Raw genomic sequence first — 20,209 nt, forward strand, 5'->3', positions numbered from 1 at the left:
TTAAGGGGTTAGCGGTTAGAAGCCAAGCTCAGTTAGGCTTGCATAATCGTCAGGGCGTCGCCCTTGTGGCCAAAGCATCACTCGCTCACTTTCGGTAATAGTGTGTTCGTTGATGCTGGCGATACGTCGACGCATCAAACCATTCTCGTCAAATTCCCAGTTTTCGTTACCGTAGGCGCGGAACCACTGGCCAGAATCATCACGAAACTCATAGGCAAAACGCACGGCAATTCGGTTCTCTGTGAAGGCCCATAGCTCTTTTACCAAGCGATAGTCCAGTTCTCGCGTCCATTTGCGGGTCAAGAACTCACGGATCTCTTGTCTACCGGTAATAAACTCGGCGCGGTTTCGCCATTGACTGTCTTCGGTGTATGCCATCGACACTCGCTCTGGGTCACGATGATTCCAAGCATCTTCTGCAAGTCGAACTTTCTGTGCTGCGGTGTCTTGTGTAAACGGTGGTAGTGGTGGACGTTGCATGGTGTAGCTCCTTACTTGTTAGTGATGTAACCACTATAGGAACTATCAACTGATAAATAATTAGCCAATTTTGAAATTTATTATTACGATATATGAAATAATAAACGGAGAGCCCGAGCGTGGATAAGCTTCATACCATGCAGATTTTTATCGAGGTGGCGAAACACCAGAGTTTTTCTGCTGCCGCCGAAGCCCTCAACCTGTCTGCACCTGCAGTAACACGGGCAATAGCCAACCTTGAACATGGGCTCGGCGTAAAGCTATTGCACAGAACCACCCGCCACGTCCGATTAACCGATGCTGGCCAAGGCTATCTAGGTGACGCAAAACGGATCCTTGAAAGCATTGAAGAAGCTGAGGCCGCCGCCACGGGTAGTTACGCTAAACCCAAAGGGACATTAACAATTACTGCGCCTGTACTATTCGGACAAATGCACGTGATGCCCATTGTCACCGAATATCTAGAACGTCATACGGGTGTTCAAGTCAGGGCTGTTTTTTTAGATAGAGTCACAAATCTTATGGAAGAGCAATTCGATGTGGCTATTCGTATAGACCATCTCAAAGACACTAGTCTGTACGCGACCCAAGTGGGACGAGTCGGTCGCATTGCCGTAGGCGCGCCGAGCTATTTTGAACAGTACGGCTACCCTCAGCATCCTAGTGAGCTCTCGGATCACCGAATTATCGCCACCTCTAGCGACCAAGTAAGTACGTGGAGCTTTAACGACAAAGGTAAAAAGCTGGCCGTAAAAGTGTCTCCAAGACTGGCTTGTAATCAAAGTGCTGCATCGATAAACGCCGCCATTAGTGGCTATGGGATCGCCAGAACTATGTCTTATCAAGTGGGAGAAGCAATCAATGACGGTCGTTTGGTCAGAGTACTCGAAGACTATGAGAATGTGCCGTTTCCAGTAAGTGTGGTTAGGTTAGAGGGGCGCCAAAGTAGTGCAAAAGTTCGCCATTTTGTCGACTTAGCAATAGAGCGACTGCGGGAAAATTCCTTTATTGGTTAGCGCCAAATACTATGCGCTATATACTCGTCCGTTCGATTGTCGCCACTGTTTAGGTGACTGTCCGTACAATCGCTTAAACTCACGGCTGAACTGAGAAGAGCTGGTATATCCTACTTCCATTGCGGCCACATTAACATTGGTACCCTCAGCTATTCGCATCGCTGCGTTATTCAGTCGCATAGACTTGATAAACTGAATCGGCGACAGATTAGTTGCTTGTTTAAACTTACGATGAAATACAGCGCGACTCATCCCAATATGACCCGCCATGTCATCGATAGTAATAGCCTCACTCAAATTTGATGACAAAAACTCGATGGATCGAGCTATCTCATTTCCCACGCCAAACGCACGTCTAGCAGCATACCCAGAATCACCTTTCAAAATGGCATAATACAGCTCTCGTATACGGCCTGCCCCCAGAATAGCGATATCAGTTGTACTACCTTCAAGGGATACCAAGCGAGTTAAAGCATCAGTAAACTCATCATCCCACCGTGCTGTTGTTAAGCCTTTCGGATGGGGTACGCCTTTGGGTAGATTGGTTGAGCCTAATGTACTCTCCAATTCAATGGCGAGCTCTGTCATTACTCGGGTATTTAATGTGATGTATACCCCGAGCAGCGGGTTAGTTGGCGACGCTTTTGGCGTTCCCGCTTCTATAGGCATAGACATGGTGCAGCAAATATATTTACTGTTGTCGTAAATGTGCTTCTCGCCATCGACAATGGCTTCTTTGGCGCCACTCACAACTGCGGTAATTGCAGGTTCGTAGACCGCTGGCGCACAACGGATAGACTCGGTAATTTTAAACAATTGCACCCCGGGTATACCCGTTTCTACCATGCCACCAGCGCTTACTCGCCGTTCTACTAACTCTGCGATTTTTGCTTTGCTCATTATCAATACTTCACTTATCAACACCGGAGCCACAGTATCAGGCAAATCTAGGTAGTTCAAACGAATGATACAAATAGGCATGTTTTAGCGATTAATTCGCCTATTTATATATCAATATAGTCACTAAAATGCATTTCAAGATTAAGATTGAGAAGGTAGCGAACCATGACTATTGACAACCAATTCGGTAAAAACGGCTGGACACCTGCAAACATAGATTCACAATCAGGCAAGACCTATGTGATTACTGGCGCAAATACTGGTGCAGGGTTTCAGGCGACACGCATACTCCTGTCAAAAGGTGCAAGCGTAGTTATGCTTAACCGCAATCCAGAAAAATCTCAAACCGCTATTAGTGACCTAAAAAACGAGTTTGGGGAAGACGCAAAGGTACGTTATGTCGTTATGGATCTAGCTGACTTGAGTTCGGTGAGAAACGGAGCATCTGAGTTACTTGCTAGTACTCCTCAAATAGACGCACTTATCTGCAACGGCGCTATAGCCCAAATCGCAAAACAAACGCTCACCGTGGATGGCTTTGAGAGCCAATTGGGCGTAAATCACTACGGACACTTTTTGTTATGTGGGTTGTTGTTTGACCGCATTGACGCTTCAAAAGGACGTATTGTGGTTGTATCAAGCGAGGGTCATAAAATAGGGCTCAGAACCATGCAGTTCGACGATATGAATTGGGACAAGAACTACCATCCCAACAAGGTTTACAGCCAAAGTAAATTAGCGCAAATGATGTTCGCTTATGAACTTCAAAACAAAGTTCGTGAGTCAGGAAAAGACGTAAGTGTGTATGTTTGCCATCCGGGAGCCTCAAACACCTCACTGATAAGAGACAGTGCGAACTTTGCCACCCGTGCTACTTGGTCGATTATGGTCAAACTCGGACTTGCACAGTCAGCAGAAAAAGGGGCATACCCTGAAGTCATGTGCGCTACACAAGCAAACCTAAAAGAACGCGCATATTACGGTCCTACGGGATTAATGAACTTTGGTGGCCCTGTGGGTGAATGCAAGCTTGAGTCTTTTGTACTCGAAGACACGGTTCTAAAGAGACTATGGGAAGTGTCTGAACAAGCAACGTCTCACAGTTGGAACGTATAGCTTTAGTTTTTCATACTAAACTTCACACCATGATAATGAGATTACTAGTTTTAGCTTCGGGGCTTACAATGACAGCATCATCAATATCTTCGAATTCGGTTGAAAGCTATAGAGAACATCAAGTAGCTCAAGATATTGACGGAAATCGATATAAAACCGTAGAAATCGGTGGTCAAGTTTGGCTTGCTGAAAATCTTAGAACCACTCGATTTCAAGATGGCTCTGATGTTTCAACAGGCTTTATCCCAAAAGACGATGAGTCTAATCTTCTACCTTATGGCAGGTTATACAACTGGGACGATGTGGCAGATGAAAGAAGCTTATGCCCAGCAGGATGGCGTGTTGCCAGTGATGATGATTGGAAAGCCTTAGAGCTGGCAATCGGTATTTCGCCACAGCAAGTTGACGCAGAAAGGTGGCGAGGAGAAGACGATATTGCGATTACCATCAAGAAGTCTCAACCAGATACCTTGTTCAAGACATTTGACCAAACTAAGGTTAATTCCTACCAATTTAATGCTACACCTGCCGGTGTTAAGGTGGGTAATTGATATATTACTCAAGGGGTTTACACCGAGTTTTGGACAAGCACCAGTGCGAGCATTAAAAAAGCCTATGCGAGAACATTAGCCTATTCTTGGTGGAATTCGCACAAAGGAGAAATCCGCCGAGCACAATTAAATAAGGAATACATGTTTTCTGTGAGGTGTGTAAAAATAAAATAGCAGCAGAGTTAAACAACTCACAATTACAACGATTCACGCGAGAATACTATTGTTACCAGCCATCGGGTTAGGAAATGAGCAAGCCAAATTAAAGGTATATATTGCCAATCGACCTAACTACTCTCACTACCCAGCGCTAACTTCCGTTGTAGATTTACCCGAGTCAGAAATACATCAAATCGGCGCGGCCTGTGGAAACGGCTGGAGAAAGGTATTTAACGTATATGCGAAGTTTATCTTTGCTTTGGGGCATGATGAAGCCAAAACGTTTGCTAGTTGGCAGCAATACAGAGATAAAAGGTTATTACAAAGCAACAGCGATACGAGTTTACTGTTCTCAGCGCCGGATTTAACCTGCAACGCCATCCGCATTGTCATGGGACGCACCTATGCTAAAGCGCTACTAAAGCAATCGCTGAGTCACATTGAACTGGATTGGTTAGATGATGAATTTGCCGTTTGCAAAACTAACAAGCTCATCGTATGTCCATATTTTGATTATCGGCAGTTGAGTAATATCAAAATTATTCGCTTAGTAGAACTCGTTAACGCGCTTCCTAACCACGTATAAAGATCTCGTTTTCAAATAGTTTCAATAATTTAAATGGATCTTTGACAAGAACCGCATATTATCAAGTACAGAGGCAGTCACTACAGGTGATGCCTCCACTCTAGCTCTCTTCAAATAACGCTGTGTTACTTACTTTTAAAAATAGTCTCTGATGGGGTACTAAGATGACTAAATACCTATGTTTAGCGCTTTCACTATATTCAATGTCGACATATGCAGGGACTGACTCTAGATTAATTGCTTCTGGGGGTATTGCTGGCTTCGAAGGTACAGCAGGCGGTGGCATTACACCATGGGCTTTCATTGGCGGTTACACTAGCAAAGAAGAAGTTGGGTATGGTGCAAACATTCAATTGCTAAATTTGAATGACTATACACTTACCACTGCAGGCGCAAGTGTCAGTATATTTGATAGAGTAGAGTTAAGTATTCAGCGCCAAAAGCTCGATATTTCAGCAGGTCTTACTAGCAATGTATTTTCATTACTAACCGACGGCGCAATTACTAACGCCAACTCAACAACTATTGGGCAGGATATTATTGGTGCTAAGGTAAAAATATGGGGCGATGGCGTATTCACTCAAGACACATGGGTCCCCCAAATTTCAATAGGTGCACAACACAAGCGAAATAGAGATTTCGACACCTCACTGCTACTGCCAGATGGTTCAGCGCCGCTGCCCAATATCGGCGTACCACAACTGCTTGGCGCAACAGACAACAGTGGAACTGACATTTATGTATCGGCAACAAAACTCTGGTTAGGGTTTCCAGCGGGTTACAATTTACTCACCAACTTTACTGCGCGTTTCACTAAGGCAAATAGCTTTGGGTTACTTGGATTTTCGTCAGAAAATGACGATAGCTACAGTACAGAATTGGAGGGCTCATTAGCGGTTTTAATTAGTCCAACAACCGCCATTGGCGCAGAATTTAGAACCCAATCGGACCGCTTAGGAGGTCTAGCCGAAGAAGACACTGTGGTAGATGTATTTGTCGCTTATTTTCCAAACAAATCACTGTCTATTACGGCTGCCTATGTTGATTTGGGAAACCTACCACTTCAAGAAAACTCTAACGGCTTTTACCTTACGTTAAATACAAACTTTTAGTTGGAGTAACTCGCTATGACTAATTCTAAAATTATTGCGTTATTCCTGATTCCATTAGCATTACTCGGTTGCTCGAGCACCACTGAACAAAGCCTTTACGATGAAATTGGCGGTCATAAAACGTTAGAGACTGTGTATGGCGTGGCAGTTACCCGTATTTATACGCACCCAGACATTGGACACTATTTTAAAGGCGTTCCAAAGCGACATTTACGCGACCAGTTGGTTACTCAAACCTGTGAGCTAATTGGAGGGCCCTGTGAATATGACGGCAAAAGTATGCTGGAGTCACATCAAGGATTAGATATCAAAGAAAGAGAGTTCTACATATTGGTCGAAATTGTGCAAGGCGCCATGCGTGATGTAGGTTTAACCTATCAACAAGAGAACCGCATTCTTCAAAAACTAGCGCCCATCAAATATGAAACCATAAATCTCTAACGAAAAAGACCAGTCAGTGTCATTGAAGAGTGCCCTCAATGACACTGACTCAGGCTTTAGTTTGTGTAGAGTTCGTTTGTACGAAACGCTGCTGAACGCATTGCCTTTGCAACAATTTCCTCCAGCTTACCCTCTTTTAAGCGGTTTAGTGCTTGCTCAGTAGTCCCCTTGGGCGAGGTAACTCTCTCTCGCAAAGTGGCGAGGGAGTCTTCACTTTGTGAAGCCATACTGATAGCTCCCAAAGCACTCTGAATAACAGTATCGGTTGCTATGTGCCTCGGTAAACCTTGAGCAACAGCCTCTGTTTCCATTGCCTCCATGAACAAGAAAAAATATGCCGGAGCGCTACCTGCAGTAGCGACGATAGCTGGCATTTGAGATTCCTCTTCAACCCAAACCGTTTTACCAATCGTACGCATTACACTATTTGCTTGTGCAATCTGGGCCTCGGGAACACAGGGATCAGAAAACAACCCAGTCACACCACGGCAAAGCGCAGACGGTAAATTTGGCATGGCACAAACCACTCGACGACGGCCACCCAGTGACTCTGATATCAATTGCCATGACACACCAGCTGCAACTGAAATGACCAAAGGATCTTTTTGAAGATCATTCATCTCACATCGCAACTCCTCACACACACTGGTAACTTTGTCTGGCTTAACCGCTACTATTACCACATCAGCAAATAGAACGGCTTGTGCGTTACTGCGCGATACCCTCACCTGATGCTTGTTCGCCATTCGCTCCCGAGTTTTTGATGATGGTGCACATACCATAAGGTTGAGGGGAGAATGGCCAGACAACAAAAGGCCCGATAATATAGCCTCGGCCATATTACCTCCTCCAATAAATGCTATTTTTAAATCAGGGTTCAACATAAGTTAAGCCCTTACTTGGCCATTGCCAGTAACAATAAATTTTTCCGTGGTCAAAGACTCTATTCCCATGGGGCCATAGGCATGCAGTTTTGTGGTAGCAATTCCTATTTCAGCACCGAGACCGAGTTCAGAACCGTCTGAGAATCGTGAAGATGTATTCGCCATGACTACCGATGCATCTACCGCGCGTTGGAATAGTTCAGCCCGCTCTTGGTTGGTGGTGCAAATCACTTCAGTGTGATTACTTCCAAACCTATCAATATGAGACAGTGCGTGGTCAAAATCGTCTACAACGCGAATAGCAATTTCCAGATCAAGGTACTCTTGTCCAAAATCGTCTTCTTCTAACACAATGCTGTCAGGAAAAAATGGTGCTGCGCGCTTACACGCATTTATCTTAACCTGTCGCGGCTCAAGTGCTCCTCTCACCATAGGTAAAAAGTCTTTCATGACATCTTTGTGGACTATCAAACCTTCTAGCGCGTTACACACGCCTGTTCGCTGAGTCTTTCCGTTTACCAATAGTTCGATAGCTGTTTGTAGATTTGCTTCGCTATCAATATACAAATGACACACACCTTTATAATGCTGAATAACAGGAACTTTGCTATTTTCGGTAACATACCTAATTAACCCTTCTCCTCCTCTTGGAATAATAACGTCGATGTAATCTTCTTGTTCCATGAGCTCTCGCATCAACTCACGGTCTGGTACGGGTACAACAGTAATCAGCTGTGGTGGCAAGCTGTACTCTAACAACACTGCTTTGAGCAACTCGGCAATTGCACAGCTTGTTTTAAGTGCTTCTTTCCCCCCTCGCAAAATAACGGCGTTGCCTGACTTGAAACACAAGGCTCCAGCGTCTGCGGTAACATTGGGGCGAGCCTCATAGATCATACAAACAACTCCAAGTGGCACTCGCATTTTACTGACCTCAATACCATTAGGGCGGGTCTCAACAAAACGACTTCGACCAACCGGGTCATCCAAGTGGGCGATAGTTTCAATACCAGCTGCCATATCTTCAATGCGTTGCGGCGTCAGTGTTAAGCGGTCGATCATTGCACTAGACAGTGCATCCGCTTTTGCTTGCATGACATCATCAGCATTCACTTTAATAATACTGCTCGCATTTTCCCGAATTTTTGTCGCCATAGCGCGAAGCACTTTGTTTTTAAAAACCTTCATCGACAAGCGCCAATGTCTTAGCTGCATTAGCAGCGTCACGTGCTAGATTTTTAATTAAACTCATTATTCCTCCAAAATTGCTATGTTGTTCTCTGAAATGATAGGGCCTGTTGTATTTTCGAAGTCTGCGGCGAATGCCCTATCATCTTGCTCAGCGAGAAAGCTCAACAGACAACTACTGTAATTGGATTTCGCTTTTGCCAACTTTGTCCCATCTTTCTTTCTGACGAGGATTGTGTCGCCCACCGCAAAATCACCTTTCACGGCCACAACGTCTTGACTGCACAACTTTTCACTCTGCTCATCGAGTGCAACATCGAAATTTTCTGGGACTACCACTTCTCCCTGAGCATTCGACGTATGAGTTAACCAGTGCTTGTGCTCCTGCATAGGAACTTCAAATGGCTGGAAGTGAGTCCCCGGATTGTATCCCTCCAACAGCGCGTTAAATGATTGGTCTGTAAAGCCATTTACAATAAAGGTGCTAATGCCATGAGATACCGCTTTTTCTGCCGCCTGGATTTTTGTTTTCATTCCACCAGTACCCACGTCACTAGTCGCACCGCCAGCCATCGCATGAATGGTGGCGTCGATGTGAGTGACCGTTTTTATAAGTGTGGCATCATCATTCTTGTGTGGGTTTTTGTCGTACAACCCGTCGACGTCTGAACAAATAATAAGCGCATCGGCATTTACTGATGCCGCAACCATGGCTGATAGATTATCGTTATCGCCCACTTTCAATTTGTCGGTGGTTATTGTGTCGTTTTCATTAACAACGGGAAGAATGCCATTCTTCAATAGTTCAAACAGTGTTTCCTTTACACTCACATAACGCTCACGATTTCGCAGGTCAGCATGAGTTAGCAGTATTTGCGCCGTGGGAAAATCAAACAGCTTATCCCAAGTTGCCATCATTTCTGTCTGCCCGGCGGCAGCCATCGCTTTTTTTAATGGCACACTGTTTGGCGACTGAGCGAAGTAGCCCGTACCTGCGGCAACCGATCCGGAAGAAACAAGGACAACTTCCACACCTCTGGCTCTGCATTTCACTATGAACTGTGCGATGCTTAACAGGTAATGACTACTACATCCTTTTTTACTCGGGGCAATAAGCGCACTCCCCACCTTCACCACTATGCGTTTCCAATTGAAATTACTCATTTTTTCACCATTCATTAAATTTGTTCCAGTAAGCTGCGTTCTGATTTTTTGTAAACCGCTGTGGCTCTCTCGCTTGGGCTCTGTCCCAGTATGGAAACTATCCAAATTGATAGACTGCTAATGACAAAACCGGGAACGATTTCGTATATGTGGTTACTAATCGTGCTTCCATCTGAAAACACCGGTACGCTTATTGAAAAAATAACGGTAGCAGCGCCGGTAACCATGCCAGTCATTGCGGCTGTATAATTGAGTGTTTTGCTGTATAAACAAAACAAGACTAAGGGACCGAATGCAGCACCAAAACCCGCCCAGGCATGACTTACTAATCCAAGGATTGAACTACTAGTGCTGGTTGCCAGAATCATTGCTATGACCCCCACACTGAGTACGCCCAGTCGACTGATAGCTACTGAGTAACGCTCACTAAGCAGGTTGGCCGAGCTTTTCTTGCGTGCCATCGTCAAAATATCTTCCGTAAGCGATGACGCCGACACGAGAAGCTGGGATGAGATCGTACTCATAATGGCAGCTAGAATTGCCGCGAGTAAAAAGCCAGTTATTAAGGGGTGAAACAGCACTTGCGTAAACACCACAAAGATAGTTTCGGGATCATCAATTGGAGTGTTGGTTTTACTTACATAGGCAACACCTACTAGCCCAGTGGCAAGAGCGCCTATGATAGATACCGTCATCCAACTTATCCCGATGTTGCGGGCGACAGACACCGCCTGAACCGAACGAATTGCCATAAAACGCACAATAATGTGAGGCTGTCCAAAGTACCCTAATCCCCAGGCAAGACTAGAAGAAAGACCTATGGTGGTCATACTGGTCAAACTTTCACTGAGAGAAGGTATTGTGCCTTGAGTATATGAAAGCATTCCTTCAGTGCTTTCAAACTGCTGGAATGCAACAACTGGGACCATGACCAAGGCTACAAACATAATGCAGCCCTGAACAAAGTCAGTAAGACTTACCGCCAAGAACCCACCTAATAAGGTGTAGGCAACGACCACGACGAGAGTAATCAACACACCATACTCAAAAGGTACGCCAAAGGCAGAGTCAAACAGCTTACCACCTGCCACTAGCCCAGCTGACGTGTAAAGTGTAAAGAAGACAATAATAACCGATGCTGAAACCACTCTGACACCACTAGACTGAAGCCCAAAACGTCTTGAGAAAAACTCTGGGATGGTCAAGCTATTGCCCGCTTGTTCGGTGAAAACACGTAACCTAGGCGCTACAAATAGATAATTTGCACAAGCGCCCAAAACGAGTCCAACAGCGATAAAAACAGTGTCAAAGCCCATCACAAACATTGCACCGGGTAACCCCATCAACATCCACCCGCTCATATCTGACGCACCAGCAGACAAAGCTGTTACTTGGGGGCTGACATTGCGCCCTCCGAGCAAATAATCAGAGACATTGCTAGAAGACTGCTTGTATGCAAATAAGCCAATTCCCAGCATACACAGAAAATAGAGACCTATAGAGACGAAGCTCATAACTCATCCTTTTTAATTAATCCAACGCTAACTAATTAGAACAGTAATAGTTAGAACACTAATTATATTACGCAGATAAAATGGATTTTTCAAAGTGATGATTTAGAAAGAGTGAAAAAATTGACGTTGAGGAAGGAATATGTACTCAAATATTTACGAAAAACACATTTGAGTACATTTTATATACAAGATAATTACATTGGTTATTCGGGAGACTTGGTTAGCTCACCAAGGTTGAGTACAGGTGCGGCATCAAGGTGTGACGCACCCAACATATCAGCTATTCTCTCGACGCTAGACATCAACTGTAGCTGTTCCCACTCTTGAAGAGCACTGAAACGTTGAATGAAGGTATCTTCTATAGCCTGAGGCGCATTGATCAGTATGGCTTTGCCTTCTTCTGTTAAGAACAAAGACACGCGACGCTTGTCTTTTTCACTCCTTACTCGCTCTACCACCCCGCGGCTCTCGAGCCTGTCTAGGATATTAGTAACAGTCGCCTGACTTAAGTTAACCTCGGTTGCGACCTCTTTTGCGGTAATTCCTTTAACCCGAGCGAGTTCCTGTAAAACCAGTAATTGGGGGCCGGTTACACCGGCCTCTTTACTTAACTTGCGCGAGCGAATATCAATTGCTCGGATAATTTTTCGTATAGAGACAAAAAGTTGTTCGTGTTTTTCCATAGCAAGGCCACCGTAAAATCATTGGTTGATCGGTGGATTATATGGCGAATTATTATCATCAACAATTAGTTTGAAATGAAAATATTAGTACTCTAATTAAAATTAATTAATACTGAGTATATATGCACATAACTATGACGATGTACCTTAACTTAATATTGTCACTCTACTCCAACACAAACTCCACCGACGGGTCGACCAAGAACCTATCTCCCATCCCTTGCCGACCAAAAAGCATTAAGTAAGTCATAGAGGACCTATCTGTGAGCGTAATCTCAATCGGCCAGCGCATATTCGCCATAATAATATCGGTTTCAATGGTATATCGACGCTCTAAAGTGGCTGTTGAACTCTTCACTCGTTTTTTACTCACAACTTTCGATTCTTTGCGAACCACCTTTGACACATCATGTATATCAGGATGCATGGTAAACCTAACCCAGGTTTCATTGTCTTTCTCGAACTCTTCAATGTCATCAACATGCAGTGATGAGGTTGCAGCGCCCGTATCTACGCGCACTGTCAAATTCTCAATGAGTAACTGTGGTAGGTCACAATGTTCCAATGCACCAATGATGGGTTTATTTTCCATATTACTGGTCCTGCTGAGCATTTAATTCAGATGGCACTAGACTGTCTTGAAGCCGTTCGACGTGCTCGGCCACAGCAACAGGTTGTTTAAAGTAGGCAATGTGGTAAATAGCCTCGCCTTCTTGTGCCAACGGAATATTTTGTTTTCCGACGACTATGCCTTCTGCGGGGCTGATAACATAATCATGTATTTCACCAAAAGGGTCCGAAATACTCGCGAGCTTATCCCCCTCGTATACATGGTCGCCTAATTGAGCAATGTGATTAATAAAACCACTCTCAGGGGCTCTCACCCATCCACTCTGATTTGCAATGAACGGTGTAAACTGACCTGTGCGTGGACGCTTATTTAACATACCAATGTGCCGCATGACGTTGATGACCCCGCGAACACCAGCTCGAATACTGAATTCATCGTAGCGAAGTGCTTGCCCTGCTTCATAGAGCAGTATTCTTACGCCAGCTTCACTTGCAGCTCCCCGAAGAGAGCCGTCGCGAATGTCTGAATTTAGCATAACTGGAATACCAAAGGCTTCAGCGAGTTCTCGAACCACCTCGTCATTAAGATCGCCCCGAATCTGCGGTAAGTTACTTCGATGAATCGCGCCAGTGTGCAGATCGATGCCCACGTCACACTTGCACACTATTTCATTGAAAAACAGATTAGCTATCCGCCCGGCTAAACTACCTTTTTTACTGCCGGGAAAACTTCTATTTAGGTCTCTTCTGTCTGGCAAATAACGGGACTGATTTAAAACGCCATAAACATTTACCATTGGCACAGCAATGAGTGTCCCTCTCAGGCGTTGGATAGATTTCGACTTGATTAATCGACTGACAATCTCAATACCATTAAGCTCATCACCGTGAATAGCCGCACTTACAAACAGGGTAGGGCCCGGTCTTTTTCCACGTTGCACGTATACGGGAATCCCCATACTGGTAGACGTATATAATGGTGGCATCTCAAGTTCAATCTTCTTGAACTCTCCCGGCGCAATATCATGCCCACCTATGGTCAACACAGACGTTTCCATCAACCTTTTCCTCGTGTTTTGGTGTTGTTCGGTCTTGCTGATTTTTCAATGAATTCGAACACCATGCCAGCTACGTTTTTTCCCGTCGCAGTCTCTATACCTTCAAGCCCAGGAGATGAATTCACTTCCATGACTACCGGACCATTATTAGAGCGAAGAATATCTACACCACAACAATTCAATCCCATCGTTTTAGCTGCATCAACGGCGGTTTTGCGCTCTTGTGGTGACAACCTTGTTAAACTCGCCGAACCGCCGCGATGTAAGTTTGAACGAAACTCACCTGGGGCAGCTTGACGTTTCATTGCCGCGATCACTTTTCCACCGACAACAAAGCATCGAATATCACTTCCGCCCGCTTCTTTTATATATTCTTGAACCAGAATACTTGCGTTTAACCCCATGAAGGCTTCAATAATTGATTCTGCCGCTTTGTGAGTATCAGCCAATACAACACCGATTCCCTGAGTACCCTCAAGTAGTTTAATAACTACGGGAGCGCCACCCACATTCTTGATCAAGTCATCAATTTTATCTGGTGAGTGAGCAAACCCTGTTCTGGGCATCCCGATACCTTTTCTAGATAGTAGTTGTAATGAACGCAACTTGTCTCGGGAACGACTAATCGCCACAGACTCATTGATGCTATAGGTACCCATCATTTCAAATTGCCTCACTACTGACGTGCCATAGAAGGTCACTGACGCACCGATACGAGGTATAACCGCATCATAATGTGGTAGCTTTTTGCCATGATAGCGCACTGACGGACTGTTGCTGGTGATATCCATATAACAATGCATAGTATCAATAACATCTACTTGATGACCTCTCTCTTGGCCAGCCTCAACAAGACGACGGGTGGAGTAAAGTTTTGGATTTCGGGACAATATGGCTACACGCATTTTAGTTCTCGTAGGGGCGTTATACTCAGTTTAATTGAGCGGTTAAAAGAGTGCGCTATGATGAAGAAATGCACAGTCTTTGCAAACGATAACTCTAAATCTAGACGGTATTTTTTTGTTCTTCACGACAATATTTTTTAATTTACTTATTTCGTAAATTCACCGTACATTGCGCGAAATTTATACTGAGATTTGACAGTCTCATTTCGGATGAAAATAAACATGACACAAGCAACACCAGAAGCCTTGTTATGGCAACTCCAACTTGACCAACAAGGGGGAATTACTGATGACATTTTACCTTCGCAGGGTTTGCTTCCTCACTGGATTCATATACAAAGTGACGCACCTGGTGCACTGTCTCTAATGCGCTCTATTGGCTTGCCCGAAAACGTTATTGATGCACTGTGCGCTAACGAAACTCGCCCAAGAGTAGTTTCTACACAACAAGGTACTATGCTGTATCTTCGCGGTATCAACAGAAACCCCAACGCCGATCCTGAAGACATGGTGTCGCTTCGCTTTTGGATATCTGACAACTTACTCGTTACAGCGCGCAAAAAAGATCGCGCATTGTCATCAGTACAGGAAGTAAAAAATTTACTGGTATCTAAAGAAGGCCCAACAGATATAGGTGGGGTTATTTGCGCCCTAGTAGAGAAAATTGCCGACGCCATCAACGAAACGGTAGATGACATCAGTGATGTGTTATCACAGTTTGAAGAAGCTCTTTCAGAAGAAAATACGCCTATCGATCGCCACGAGCTCGCGGGGTTGCGACGAAAGGCCGCTGCGATTAAGCGTTATCTGGCGCCCCAACGCGATGCATTAGAGGCACTTGTCCGTCATCGAAAATTTATCGACGACGCCCAAACTTTCGACTTGCGAGAGCAGATAGACAGAATGACTCGATACGTTGAAGACTTAGATTTGGCAAGGGAGCGCGCCGTCGTACTTCACGAAGAGCTCAGAAGCCAAATAGCCGACAAACAAGGGCTTCGTATGTATGTACTGTCTATGGTGACCGCGATATTTCTCCCCCTGTCTTTTCTTACCGGTGTATTTGGTATGAATGTAGGAGGTCTGCCAGGTGTGGAAGAGCCAGATGCTTTCTTTTACCTCAGCATGTGTATGTTGGGTTTAGCAATTATCGGTCTAGTTGCCATGATTTGGAAAAAATGGCTGTGATTCATTTTCCTAATGTATTCTCAAAATGAACTGGGTCAGCATAAAAGCGAAAGTACTCTTCTAAGGAAGTTTGCTGAGTACTTTTGAGGCATGAAACATACAAAGTCAGCGTTGTTGGGACATCACAAGACTGCAGCGCTACCAGCTTTTTGTTTGCAACCAGAGTATTGCCTAAAGACTCGGGTAAGACCAAGCAAGCTGCATCATTCAAATCCAATAGCTCTAGCGCAAGTGACAAAGATGACGTTTTAAACAACGCCTGTCTACAACGAGGGTTTACGGTTAAAAACTCGCTATTAAATTTGTTACTCCAACCAATGTGAATATAATGCTCAAATGGCGTATCTTCAGGCGTGTTAATCGTGCGGTATGCTCTTAACCGAACCTCCCCTAGCGGTACGGTATGAATATCGTCAGATTTTAGAGTCTCCAAACTAAACGCCACATCAACAGTTCGCTCCAACAACTGACGAGTGAGTTGTTCAGCACTGAGTACCTCACTTCGCAGCGACAAATCGGGTAAGTGTTTATTTGTCGCCTTCATGAGATCTGAAAAGACGATTTGCCAAGCATTGAGAGTACCCGCAAGAGACAGGTGCTGAACATCCACCTCTTCTAACGCTTTTCTCGCCTCTTGTAGTGTGGACACCATAGACTCAGCGTATGGGAGGAGTTTTTCACCCACACTGGTTAAGCGAATACTGTGACGTTCTCTGATAAAAAGTGGTGCATTAAAGTATTCTTCCAAAAGCTTAATGCGAGCACTGACTGCAGATTGTGTGAGATATAAATTTTCCGCAGCCCTGCCAAAGTGTTTAGTATTGGCTACTTCAATAAAGGTATTGAGAAAGCGTACATCCATGGAATTTGTCATTATAAAATCGAATTCCAATAATGACGCTTTGCCACACCAAGTTTCAAGCTATTTAGCACCAAAATGACTTATTCGTCAGCTTCGTAATCCATTGCGCCTTCTTCTGCCAAATCATTGTCACTGTCGGCGCCTTTGCATTTGCATTTGCTAAATACGGTGTAGAACCTGCGCGGAGAATTCGTCAATTTGCAGTACTTGAGCCAGGTTTTTTCCACTTTACTCTCTGGTAGTTTGTCACCTTTTAATACCAGTAAAAAGTGTTTCTCTTCTTCTGTTTCGGGCGCTAATTCTCCTTTGCTCAATCCCATTAAAACAGCACCAAGTGTAGTAAGTATGTCTGCTTCAGCAATACTATAGTCACCACACTTTCTGAATCCCCTCGGATAATTTTGGTTGTCTAAAAATCGCTTCGAACAACTTCTAAAACCCATAGCAGTCATAACCACCTCTAACCCAATAAGATAAATGTGTTGAAAACCCGCTTTTTTTAGCTAATTACGTGTCTATTGAACAACGCAAAAATTTTGACTCGAAGAATAAAATTTTTGTTTTCTGACTGGTAAAATTGGGATTATATTATCGGGATGTAATATTGGAGATTGTGAAAGTGGGAAAAGACTTTAGACATAGTAAAAGTGATTGGGAAGATAATGCTCCCTCGCAAACCTATAAACAAGAGTCTGAGAAACGTAAGCGCAAGCTAGAGCAGCAACGCAAAGCTAAGTTGCGTTTAACCCCGCCCTAAACAGCTCATTACGCTCGTCAAAACACAGATCTCTTAATTTATGCAATAATGTGGCGCCTTTGTGCTAACGCATTACTTCGGCAATCATTGAGTCATGTTGAATTGGATTGCTTACCACTCAATCTAAAATTTTATGCGTCCTCGGGATTCAGCAACTTTGGTCAAGATCGATAATGAAATAGTTTCTATCTTTGATTTGCTGAAGAGAGAACGAGTTATATGACCAGATACCGCGACCAGTTTACAGATGTAGTCAATTACATTGATACAAACCTCGACAGTGAGCTTGATGTTGAAAAGCTTTGTCGGTTGGCATGCCTTTCAAAGTACCATTTTCACAGACAGTTTTCGTCGCACTTTGGTATGCCAGTGATATCACTTGCAAGATTACTTCGACTTAAACGAGCTTCCTATCAATTAGCCTACAGGCGTGATACAAAAATTGTTGATATTGCAATGTCGAATGGTTTCGCAAGTCATGAAGCTTTTTCTCGGGCTTTTAAAAATCATTTTAATAAAAGTCCGTTCCAGTTTAGGAAAAACCCTGATTGGACTCCTTGGCACTCAAAATACGAGCCTGTTATAAAGCTAAGGACTAAGATTATGAATGATAATTATGATTTTGAAGTGAAGCTGATTGAATTCCCTGAAACATTGATCGCAGTTATGGAGCACCGTGGTGCACCAAACCTTTTAGGAAAGACAATTCAACAATTCATCGAGTGGAGGAAAATCAACCATCTTCCGCCTAAAAAAACGTAAGACCTTTAATTTGGTTTATGATGATCCCGCTGTAATAGCCCCAGAAAATTTCAGATTTGACCTATGTTGTTCCGTTAACGACAAAGTAGCTCCAAATGATTTTGGCATCGTCAACAAGACAATACCTAAGGGAAGATGTGCGGTTGTAAGGCACATTGGAAGCGATGAATCTATTGGCATGGCGGTAAGATTCCTCTACTCCACATGGCTTATCAATTCTGATTTTGAGGTGCGAGACTTTCCATTTTTTTTGAAAGAGTAAGTTTTTACCCAGACGTACCAGAGAATGAAATGATTACCGATATTTATTTGCCGATTGATTAGGCAAAGCAATACACCTGTTAATTCGGCCTCAATTTGCGGAGTTCTTTGATGTGGTTTGCCCTCTTTCTAAGAGGGCTTTACTCATAATTTATTGTTGTTCCCATCATTAAAGAAGGTTTCAATATTTTTTACCAAGTTGTATCTATCACAGCCCTGAACAGCGCATTGAGCACTTCAAAACTCACTTCTCTTGCTTCATTTCCAGCCGAAAAGGTTTCGAGACGTTCTAGTTCCGAATCGATAAATTGATTTATCACTGGAACTGCAGGCCCATACTCCTTTTCCATGATGACTTTTTTCTTAGCAAGTAAGCCGGAAATTGCATCGTTTAACACTTCATTTTCCGCAACCAGTGTACGCAACACATCAAACTCGATTGGTGCAGGTTCGTCATAGGTCTCTAACCATTTGATCGCGAGCAAAGGCCTAAGCACATAAAAATACTTCTTTAGCGGCACTGTATCTTTTTTCAAATAGCCACGAAAATTACCTCTCGCCATATGCAAATAGTGATAAATCCCCCTATGAGATGAAGCAATCGCAGGTAACAGCGCTCTGGATTTTTCTGCAAAGATGCCCTCGTTAACATAAACGATAGGAGATTGAAGCCACTCAACAAACGCTGGATTGGACTTCCAGAAAAGTTTTAGTGCTTTTCGAATATCCCACCCATTGATATCGATTTCATCAACAATTGGATATTCAATAACGTCTCGTTTGTTTTCAACATCGACAGCTAAATACCAATCACGCTCGTGTACGTAGATGAACCGAACATCATAATCACTATTGGGACTTGCAAATCCCCACGCTCTGCTGCCTGACTCTATTGCATAAAGAACTTTGACTCCGTGCTCTTTTTCTGCAGCTTCGATACGACGCATAACCTCTTCTCGCACATTTGCATCGATGGCGTTTTCAACATTCACTCTAAACGCTTTATCTTCCACTTTCCTTACTCACTCTTATTCGCCAACGTCCTTCAGCTTCCTCATGCACGTGTACACTGATATCTAGAAACTGCTTAATCACATCAATATTCGTTTTGGTGTGCATACTGAGCTCTGTTGTTGTGAACTCTCCTTCCCCGGCTAACGCCATAGGAACCAAGAGTTGATCGGCTAAACGTTCTTCAACGGCAGCACCAACCTTTAAAAACTTTTTAACTCGTCCAGCACAGCGCTTGGCGACCCGCTCCGATGACACACCCACTTCACCGACTTGTTCAAACACACTGGTGAATACATCACCTTTAATTTTTGCTTGAAAGCTATTCCCTGGCCCATTGGTTTTGTATCGCTCTACTTCACCCAGAGCTGCATTCCAGTTCAACGCTTTTCTGGCGGCTGTCACTTCTTTTTGACCAATGGTGTCAGGTAGTTCGCTCATTAGCGCCTTCAAATAACAATGCTTCTGCTCCTGTTCAAACTCCCTCCCTGGGGTCAGCAATGACATAGCTTTTAGTGTATCGGTCGGCTCAATAGTTAACGTCCACTTGCCACCTCCAGCGGGGTAAAACCCAAGAGAAGTGGTCTCTACTTCAGTCTTGACTCCCATGGCATTGAGTACTGCCAAATACGACTCTTTGAAAAAGCAAAGGGAGGGAGACATACCGTTGTGGGTTCCACCTTCAAAGGTGATTGTTGACGAGCCTTTAGCAAGTGCTAACACCGGAAGTATGGTTTGTGCCACTAAAACCGTACTTCCGGCGGTACCAATCACAAAATGGTAATCTCCCGTTTTCACTACCCCCGGTGAAAACCTGATGCGTTCCGCCCCTAACTCAACGTCTTCGGCGCTAGCCTCGCTAATGGCTTGAGCCGCCTTGACTGATGTTAGGTGCTGGCGTAAAAGCCCAGGCCTGTCTCTGTTGGCTCTTATGTTTACCAACTCAATAGGTGTTTGTGTTAGCACCGACAAAGTGAGTGCCGTCCTTAGCACTTGTCCGCCACCCTCTCCTTGAGAACCATCAATCACTAAAAAAGACAT

At 44.1% G+C, this 20,209-nt stretch carries 22 protein-coding genes and 2 pseudogenes; 10 read left to right on the forward strand and 14 right to left on the reverse strand.

The features are described from left to right. Nucleotides 1-15 precede the first annotated feature (15 nt). On the reverse strand, nucleotides 16-480 hold the full coding sequence (locus EYS00_RS12005; RefSeq protein ID WP_130636873.1) for a nuclear transport factor 2 family protein: 465 nt from the start codon (nucleotides 478-480) through the stop codon (nucleotides 16-18). 119 nt (nucleotides 481-599) lie between these two features. On the opposite strand from EYS00_RS12005, the gene EYS00_RS12010 reads away from it, so the two are divergent. Further along, a complete protein-coding gene (locus EYS00_RS12010; protein WP_130636875.1) occupies nucleotides 600-1,496 on the forward strand; it encodes a LysR family transcriptional regulator in 897 nt (298 codons plus the stop codon). Between the two features lie 9 nt (nucleotides 1,497-1,505). On the opposite strand, the gene EYS00_RS12015 is transcribed toward EYS00_RS12010, so the two are convergent. Beyond that, entirely contained in the window at nucleotides 1,506-2,396 is an 891-nt protein-coding gene (locus EYS00_RS12015) for an AraC family transcriptional regulator (RefSeq protein ID WP_130636878.1), read from the reverse strand. A gap of 165 nt (nucleotides 2,397-2,561) precedes the next feature. On the opposite strand from EYS00_RS12015, the gene EYS00_RS12020 reads away from it, so the two are divergent. The 5 genes and pseudogenes from EYS00_RS12020 to EYS00_RS12040 all read left to right on the forward strand — a co-directional run bounded on the left by EYS00_RS12020 (nucleotide 2,562) and on the right by EYS00_RS12040 (nucleotide 6,361). After that, a complete protein-coding gene (locus EYS00_RS12020; RefSeq protein WP_130636880.1) occupies nucleotides 2,562-3,512 on the forward strand; it encodes an SDR family oxidoreductase in 951 nt (316 codons plus the stop codon). 68 nt (nucleotides 3,513-3,580) lie between these two features. Then, a pseudogene (locus EYS00_RS12025) lies at nucleotides 3,581-4,237 on the forward strand (fibrobacter succinogenes major paralogous domain-containing protein). Nucleotides 4,238-4,286: 49 nt separating this feature from the next. Then, on the forward strand, nucleotides 4,287-4,808 hold the full coding sequence (locus tag EYS00_RS12030) for a hypothetical protein (RefSeq protein WP_130636883.1): 522 nt from the start codon (nucleotides 4,287-4,289) through the stop codon (nucleotides 4,806-4,808). 164 nt (nucleotides 4,809-4,972) lie between these two features. After that, the gene (locus EYS00_RS12035; RefSeq protein WP_130636885.1) at nucleotides 4,973-5,920 is read left to right on the forward strand and encodes a DUF3034 family protein; all 948 of its coding nucleotides are present in this window, start codon (nucleotides 4,973-4,975) and stop codon (nucleotides 5,918-5,920) included. Nucleotides 5,921-5,935: 15 nt separating this feature from the next. Then, entirely contained in the window at nucleotides 5,936-6,361 is a 426-nt protein-coding gene (locus EYS00_RS12040; protein ID WP_130636887.1) for a group 1 truncated hemoglobin, read from the forward strand. A gap of 56 nt (nucleotides 6,362-6,417) precedes the next feature. Here EYS00_RS12040 and proC read toward each other — a convergent pair whose 3' ends face one another. The 8 genes and pseudogenes from proC to rimK form a co-directional block, all read right to left on the reverse strand. Further along, nucleotides 6,418-7,245 carry a pyrroline-5-carboxylate reductase gene (gene proC, locus EYS00_RS12045; RefSeq protein ID WP_130636889.1) on the reverse strand — a complete coding sequence of 276 codons (828 nt, stop codon included), beginning with the start codon at nucleotides 7,243-7,245 and terminating at the stop codon, nucleotides 6,418-6,420. A 3-nt stretch (nucleotides 7,246-7,248) separates the two neighbouring features. Further along, nucleotides 7,249-8,497, reverse strand: a pseudogene (locus tag EYS00_RS12050) (glutamate-5-semialdehyde dehydrogenase). Further along, nucleotides 8,497-9,597: a glutamate 5-kinase gene (proB, locus tag EYS00_RS12055; protein ID WP_130636891.1), complete on the reverse strand. Its 1,101-nt coding sequence runs from the start codon at nucleotides 9,595-9,597 to the stop codon at nucleotides 8,497-8,499. Before proB ends, EYS00_RS12050 begins: the two are co-directional and overlap by 1 nt. A gap of 14 nt (nucleotides 9,598-9,611) precedes the next feature. After that, nucleotides 9,612-11,111 (reverse strand): sodium/proline symporter PutP, encoded by a 1,500-nt coding sequence (gene putP / locus EYS00_RS12060; RefSeq protein ID WP_130636893.1) that lies wholly within the window; start codon nucleotides 11,109-11,111, stop codon nucleotides 9,612-9,614. Between the two features lie 203 nt (nucleotides 11,112-11,314). Next, nucleotides 11,315-11,794 carry a MarR family winged helix-turn-helix transcriptional regulator gene (locus EYS00_RS12065; RefSeq protein WP_130636896.1) on the reverse strand — a complete coding sequence of 160 codons (480 nt, stop codon included), beginning with the start codon at nucleotides 11,792-11,794 and terminating at the stop codon, nucleotides 11,315-11,317. 166 nt (nucleotides 11,795-11,960) lie between these two features. Then, nucleotides 11,961-12,386: a RimK/LysX family protein gene (locus EYS00_RS12070; protein WP_130636899.1), complete on the reverse strand. Its 426-nt coding sequence runs from the start codon at nucleotides 12,384-12,386 to the stop codon at nucleotides 11,961-11,963. Nucleotide 12,387: 1 nt separating this feature from the next. Beyond that, nucleotides 12,388-13,422, reverse strand: coding sequence for a succinylglutamate desuccinylase/aspartoacylase family protein (locus tag EYS00_RS12075; protein WP_130636901.1), 1,035 nt, complete (start codon nucleotides 13,420-13,422; stop codon nucleotides 12,388-12,390). Beyond that, entirely contained in the window at nucleotides 13,422-14,327 is a 906-nt protein-coding gene (gene rimK, locus EYS00_RS12080; RefSeq protein WP_130636903.1) for a 30S ribosomal protein S6--L-glutamate ligase, read from the reverse strand. The genes EYS00_RS12075 and rimK overlap by 1 nt, the downstream gene beginning before the upstream one ends. 222 nt (nucleotides 14,328-14,549) lie before the next feature. Here rimK and EYS00_RS12085 point away from each other — a divergent pair, with 222 nt between their 5' ends. Continuing rightward, nucleotides 14,550-15,515: a zinc transporter ZntB gene (locus EYS00_RS12085; RefSeq protein ID WP_130636906.1), complete on the forward strand. Its 966-nt coding sequence runs from the start codon at nucleotides 14,550-14,552 to the stop codon at nucleotides 15,513-15,515. 1 nt (nucleotide 15,516) lies between these two features. Here EYS00_RS12085 and EYS00_RS12090 read toward each other — a convergent pair whose 3' ends face one another. Together EYS00_RS12090 and maoP are read right to left on the reverse strand one after the other, a co-directional pair. Then, entirely contained in the window at nucleotides 15,517-16,377 is an 861-nt protein-coding gene (locus EYS00_RS12090) for a LysR family transcriptional regulator (protein ID WP_207301701.1), read from the reverse strand. An 80-nt stretch (nucleotides 16,378-16,457) separates the two neighbouring features. Next, a complete protein-coding gene (gene maoP / locus EYS00_RS12095) occupies nucleotides 16,458-16,829 on the reverse strand; it encodes a DUF413 domain-containing protein (protein ID WP_130636910.1) in 372 nt (123 codons plus the stop codon). A 161-nt stretch (nucleotides 16,830-16,990) separates the two neighbouring features. On the opposite strand from maoP, the gene EYS00_RS20535 reads away from it, so the two are divergent. From EYS00_RS20535 to EYS00_RS20975, 3 genes are all read left to right on the forward strand, one after another. After that, nucleotides 16,991-17,134, forward strand: coding sequence for a hypothetical protein (locus EYS00_RS20535; RefSeq protein WP_207301702.1), 144 nt, complete (start codon nucleotides 16,991-16,993; stop codon nucleotides 17,132-17,134). A gap of 219 nt (nucleotides 17,135-17,353) precedes the next feature. Further along, the gene (locus EYS00_RS20970; protein WP_242618755.1) at nucleotides 17,354-17,896 is read left to right on the forward strand and encodes a GyrI-like domain-containing protein; all 543 of its coding nucleotides are present in this window, start codon (nucleotides 17,354-17,356) and stop codon (nucleotides 17,894-17,896) included. 10 nt (nucleotides 17,897-17,906) lie between these two features. Next, nucleotides 17,907-18,158, forward strand: coding sequence for a GyrI-like domain-containing protein (locus EYS00_RS20975; protein ID WP_242618756.1), 252 nt, complete (start codon nucleotides 17,907-17,909; stop codon nucleotides 18,156-18,158). A gap of 190 nt (nucleotides 18,159-18,348) precedes the next feature. Here EYS00_RS20975 and EYS00_RS12105 read toward each other — a convergent pair whose 3' ends face one another. Both EYS00_RS12105 and rtcA read right to left on the reverse strand, forming a co-directional pair. Next, nucleotides 18,349-19,170, reverse strand: coding sequence for a nucleotidyltransferase domain-containing protein (locus tag EYS00_RS12105; protein ID WP_242618757.1), 822 nt, complete (start codon nucleotides 19,168-19,170; stop codon nucleotides 18,349-18,351). Continuing rightward, entirely contained in the window at nucleotides 19,160-20,209 is a 1,050-nt protein-coding gene (gene rtcA, locus EYS00_RS12110; RefSeq protein WP_130636912.1) for an RNA 3'-terminal phosphate cyclase, read from the reverse strand. Before rtcA ends, EYS00_RS12105 begins: the two co-directional genes overlap by 11 nt.

Source organism: Alteromonas sp. KUL49, assembly GCF_006538345.1.
Lineage (GTDB): Bacteria > Pseudomonadota > Gammaproteobacteria > Enterobacterales > Alteromonadaceae > Alteromonas.

Excerpts from the sequence above, each read along its gene's own strand:
- EYS00_RS12005 (WP_130636873.1), bottom strand. The coding sequence starts at position 480 with ATGCAACGTCCACCACTACCACCGTTTACACAAGACACCGCAGCACAG.
- EYS00_RS12015 (WP_130636878.1), bottom strand. The coding sequence starts at position 2,396 with ATGAGCAAAGCAAAAATCGCAGAGTTAGTAGAACGGCGAGTAAGCGCT.
- EYS00_RS12020 (WP_130636880.1), top strand. The coding sequence starts at position 2,562 with ATGACTATTGACAACCAATTCGGTAAAAACGGCTGGACACCTGCAAAC.
- EYS00_RS12035 (WP_130636885.1), top strand. The coding sequence starts at position 4,973 with ATGACTAAATACCTATGTTTAGCGCTTTCACTATATTCAATGTCGACA.
- EYS00_RS12040 (WP_130636887.1), top strand. The coding sequence starts at position 5,936 with ATGACTAATTCTAAAATTATTGCGTTATTCCTGATTCCATTAGCATTA.
- proC (WP_130636889.1), bottom strand. The coding sequence starts at position 7,245 with ATGTTGAACCCTGATTTAAAAATAGCATTTATTGGAGGAGGTAATATG.
- proB (WP_130636891.1), bottom strand. The coding sequence starts at position 9,597 with ATGAGTAATTTCAATTGGAAACGCATAGTGGTGAAGGTGGGGAGTGCG.
- putP (WP_130636893.1), bottom strand. The coding sequence starts at position 11,111 with ATGAGCTTCGTCTCTATAGGTCTCTATTTTCTGTGTATGCTGGGAATT.
- EYS00_RS12065 (WP_130636896.1), bottom strand. The coding sequence starts at position 11,794 with ATGGAAAAACACGAACAACTTTTTGTCTCTATACGAAAAATTATCCGA.
- EYS00_RS12070 (WP_130636899.1), bottom strand. The coding sequence starts at position 12,386 with ATGGAAAATAAACCCATCATTGGTGCATTGGAACATTGTGACCTACCA.
- EYS00_RS12075 (WP_130636901.1), bottom strand. The coding sequence starts at position 13,422 with ATGGAAACGTCTGTGTTGACCATAGGTGGGCATGATATTGCGCCGGGA.
- rimK (WP_130636903.1), bottom strand. The coding sequence starts at position 14,327 with ATGCGTGTAGCCATATTGTCCCGAAATCCAAAACTTTACTCCACCCGT.
- EYS00_RS12085 (WP_130636906.1), top strand. The coding sequence starts at position 14,550 with ATGACACAAGCAACACCAGAAGCCTTGTTATGGCAACTCCAACTTGAC.
- EYS00_RS12090 (WP_207301701.1), bottom strand. The coding sequence starts at position 16,377 with ATGGATGTACGCTTTCTCAATACCTTTATTGAAGTAGCCAATACTAAA.
- maoP (WP_130636910.1), bottom strand. The coding sequence starts at position 16,829 with ATGACTGCTATGGGTTTTAGAAGTTGTTCGAAGCGATTTTTAGACAAC.
- EYS00_RS20970 (WP_242618755.1), top strand. The coding sequence starts at position 17,354 with ATGACCAGATACCGCGACCAGTTTACAGATGTAGTCAATTACATTGAT.
- rtcA (WP_130636912.1), bottom strand. The coding sequence starts at position 20,209 with ATGTCTTTTTTAGTGATTGATGGTTCTCAAGGAGAGGGTGGCGGACAA.